The 3,943-nt window shown below is 27.0% G+C and carries 5 protein-coding genes and 1 pseudogene; 4 read left to right on the top strand and 2 right to left on the bottom strand.

Annotated elements, in window-relative coordinates:
- Positions 1–123 (bottom strand): annotated as a pseudogene (locus ACRC28_RS14000) (aspartate-semialdehyde dehydrogenase); the annotation flags it as partial.
- A gap of 192 nt (positions 124–315) precedes the next feature.
- Here ACRC28_RS14000 and ACRC28_RS14005 point away from each other — a divergent pair.
- From ACRC28_RS14005 to hslO, 3 genes are read left to right on the top strand one after another with little or no spacing between them, the layout of a single operon-like run.
- Positions 316–579 carry a small, acid-soluble spore protein, alpha/beta type gene (locus ACRC28_RS14005; protein ID WP_438544063.1) on the top strand — a complete coding sequence of 88 codons (264 nt, stop codon included), beginning with the start codon at positions 316–318 and terminating at the stop codon, positions 577–579.
- Between the two features lie 56 nt (positions 580–635).
- Positions 636–1,382 (top strand): class I SAM-dependent DNA methyltransferase, encoded by a 747-nt coding sequence (locus ACRC28_RS14010; RefSeq protein WP_438544064.1) that lies wholly within the window; start codon positions 636–638, stop codon positions 1,380–1,382.
- Positions 1,383–2,270 (top strand): Hsp33 family molecular chaperone HslO, encoded by an 888-nt coding sequence (gene hslO, locus ACRC28_RS14015; protein WP_438544065.1) that lies wholly within the window; start codon positions 1,383–1,385, stop codon positions 2,268–2,270. It begins immediately after the preceding gene.
- Between the two features lie 153 nt (positions 2,271–2,423).
- On the opposite strand, the gene ACRC28_RS14020 is transcribed toward hslO, so the two are convergent.
- Entirely contained in the window at positions 2,424–3,125 is a 702-nt protein-coding gene (locus tag ACRC28_RS14020) for a DUF6873 family GME fold protein (protein WP_438544066.1), read from the bottom strand.
- Between the two features lie 155 nt (positions 3,126–3,280).
- Between ACRC28_RS14020 and ytxC the strand changes: the two genes are divergently transcribed.
- A partial coding sequence (gene ytxC, locus ACRC28_RS14025) for a sporulation protein YtxC (protein ID WP_438544067.1) occupies positions 3,281–3,943 on the top strand: 663 nt, incomplete at its 3' end.

Below are 3,943 nucleotides of genomic sequence, written 5' to 3' on the forward strand. Positions count from 1 at the left end.
ACCAGCAGATCTTTTTGATGCAAAAAGATAAAGATTTTTAATTGGGAACTCTCTTTGTGCAAGTATTTCTAGGAATTTTCTTCCTACATTACCAGTAGCCCCAACTATTGCAACATTATACAAATTAATCCCTCCTAAATTTTATATATATTTATAAAAATACTTTTATACAATAACTATAAATTTTTATAAGACAAATATCAAGGCTTAATGGAAAAAATAGTGAAAAAATAAAGACTTTAATTGAGAAGTTAGAATATTAAAAAGAGAAATGGGAATAATAAACATAAAATTGAAGTGATGAGGGAATGGAATATGAGTAAAACGCCGCTTAAAAAAATAATAAAATCAAAAATAAAAGCGAACAGAGAATTAACAGATGCAGAAAAGCTAAGAGAAAAAATGAAGTATGAAATTGCAGAAGAACTTGGATTGAAGGAGAAGGTTTTAGAACTTGGGTGGGGAGCTTTAACATCAGAAGAAACAGGAAGAATAGGTGGGCTTATGACAAAAAGAAAAAAAAGCTTAAAAATTCCAACTAACAATCAAATTTTAGGAAGAAATGAAGAGTTTGACTAAATTAAAGAATAATTATAAGATATGCTTATAGTTTTTTAGAGAGTGAGGAGAGCACTATGGCATATTGCGAATTTGCAAAAATATATGATGAACTTATTAATGAAGATATTGATTATAAAAAAATAGGGGATAAAGTAAAAGAAATAATAAATAGATATAATGTAGAAAATAAAATGTATTTAGATTTAGCATGTGGAACAGGAAATGTTTCTATCCATATAGCAAAAGAATTTAAAGAAGCATTTGCAGTAGATCTTTCAGAAGAAATGCTTAGAGAAGCTTTTGAAAAATTTAAAAAAGCAAAAATTAAAAGTAGAATAGTAAGACAGGATATGACAGAGCTTAGCTTAAATAAAAAGTTTAACCTTATAACTTGTGTATTAGATTCCACTAACTACATAATAGAAAAAGAAGGGATAGAAAAATACTTTAAAAGCGTGTATAATCATTTAGAAGATGATGGAATATTCATTTTTGATATAAATTCATACTACAAACTTTCAGAAGTTTTAGGAAACAACATTTACACATATAATTCAGATGATGTTTTCTATAGCTGGGAAAATACTTTTGAAGATAATATAACAAATATGTTTTTAACATTCTTCATTAAAGATGGAGAATTATATGAAAGATTTGAAGAAGAACATTTTGAAAGAGCTTATAAAGAAGAAGAAATTGAAGAACTATTAGAAAAAGCAAATTTAAAGGTTCTAGAAAAATGGGATGGATATACAGAAAACAAAGTAAAAGAAGATTCAGAAAGAATTCTTTATATTGTAAAGAAAATGGAGGTAATATAGATGAAAGATAAAATTATTAGAGGAACAGCTAAAAATGGAATGATTAGATTTATTGGTGGAATGACAACAAATCTAGTAAATGAAGGAACAAGTTTACATAACTGTACACCAGTTGCATCGGCAGCCTTTGGAAGAATGCTTACAGCTGGAAGTTTAATGGGAGCTTTATTAAAGGGTGATAAAGAAGCTATTACATTAAAAATAGATGGTGGCGGAGAAGCAAAAGGAATAACAGTTACATCTCATGCAGATGCAAATGTTAAAGGATTTATAGGAAATTCAATAATAGATTTACCTTTAAAAGAAAATGGAAAGCTTGATGTTAGTGGGGCAGTTGGAGTAAATGGACTACTATATGTTATTAAAGATATGGGACTAAAAGATCCATATGTAGGACAAGTGCCAATATACACAGGTGAAATAGCTGAGGATTTAGCATATTACTTTACAGTATCAGAACAAACACCATCGGCAGTTTCATTAGGGGTGTTAGTAGATAGAGATTTAAGTATAAAATGTTCAGGTGGATTTATAATACAAATGATGCCAGACGCTGATGAACTTTTAGCAGATGTAATAACTTATAGATTAGAAGAAATGCCACCAATAACAACATTATTAGACCAAGGAAAAGATATAAAAGAAATATTAGAGATGATATTTGAAGATATGGATGTTAATTTCTTAGAAGAAATTGAACCAGCGTATAAGTGTGATTGTTCAAGAGAAAGAGTAGAAAAAGCACTTATAAGTATTGGAGAAAAAGAATTAACAGAAATCTATGAAGATGGAAAAGAAGAAGAAATAAAATGTCACTTCTGTGGGAAAGCATATAATTTTACTAATGAGCAGATTGGTGAAATATTAAGTAAAGCAAAAATGAAATAGAAGTATAAAAATAAAAGCTTGAGAAATTTTTCTCAAGCTTTTGTATTTCTTATAAGTTAATTGGTTAGAATATCATATGTGCAATTTAAGAAAAAATAGTATCTTAAATAAGATAGAAACATTTGAGTAAAGTAAGAGTATTATATATTAAATTTAAAGAGTGAAGATACTTCCTCTGTCTGTTAATGGGCCATCCTTTAAAAAAATAGGTGTAACATTGTGATTCATTAAAAATTCTTTGATTTCTGCACCATGTTTGTAATAATTTAAAGAACCAAAGAACACCATAGTATGAGGATTCACAAGCCCACCAACACCACCTATAAAACCGTAGTCAAAGTCTTCTAGCAAAATATCACCAGGTGGAACTTTTAAAACGTGAAATCCTTCATTTAAAAGAGATTCATAAATTTTAGTGTCAGAAGTGATAAAAGCAGTATCAGAAACTTTAAGTACAGAGCAATTTGTATACCCTTGCTTTGTATCTAAAAATGATAAGTTACTAAAATATTTTAAAAGCTTAGAATCGGTAAAATTAAGATTATGAAGTAAAAAAGTATTTGTAATAAGTGCGTTTAAAAAAATATTATTAGGATAATCCTTTTCTAAACTATTTTCAGAAAGGATATAAGAGATATTTAGAGAATCTAAATGTTCTAAAAAAGCTTTAGGAATATCCTTTTGTAAAAGTATTAAGGATTTTTCTTTATCTAAAATAGCCATTTGAATATCAACATGACCATTAATAGCATTATAAACAAGGTCACATTTAGGTATTTTTATTATTTCAAGATTTAAATTTTTTAAGTTTGAAACTTCAATATCAGATATTCTGTAATCTACAAAACAAAACATTATAAATCATCCCTCCTATTATATATAAAATACAGCTATGCAAAGAAAAAATCAAGGAATTACAAAAGTGAGTAATTGTGGAATATATACTAAATTAATGACTGTATATAGAAGCTATTTAAAATACATACTATTACTAGAAGGGAGTGAACTCTATGCTTGTACTAAAATTAGCTTATATGGGAGATTTAGATTTTATAAAAGAGCTACAAGACTTGAAAACCCTACTTAAAAATAAAAATATAGTAATAGGATTAGTTGAAAAAGTAGAAGGTGAAACTCATATTATAAAAGTTTTATGTGATGAAGAGAGTGAAGAGACACATAATAGAGTGAAACTATATGTAAGTAATCTTTTATACGAAATGGTAATAAAAGATTATAAAAGAAGAGAATTATTTCAACTTATAAAAGATACGTATTTTTTTCTAAAACAAGATGAAATATTAGAAATTGAAGTTTTAATAATGGAGGTGCTTTTAAGAGAAAATAAAATAGAAGATGACTTAGGGGTATTTTGCGAAAATAAAATAAACAATATAATTGAAAAAATAAAAGAATGCTTAAATGAAAATAATGAGATGAATATAAATGGGTTTATTACATTTAGAATGAGAAGTTTAAGAGAAGATATAGAGGAAATTATAGATAAAGTAATACAGAAGTACATGATTGAAAAAGAGTACAAAGAATTTATAAAACTATTGAAGTACTTTGTAGAAGTGGGAGATAGTAAAATAGAAAAAGTAAATATAATAATAGATAATGAAGGAAGATATAGAATAGAAGACGAAGGTGGTATGGATATCTTTAGTCAG

It is taken from the genome of Clostridium sp. (genome assembly GCF_051650885.1).
In the GTDB taxonomy this organism is placed as follows: Bacteria; Bacillota; Clostridia; order Clostridiales; family Clostridiaceae; genus Clostridium.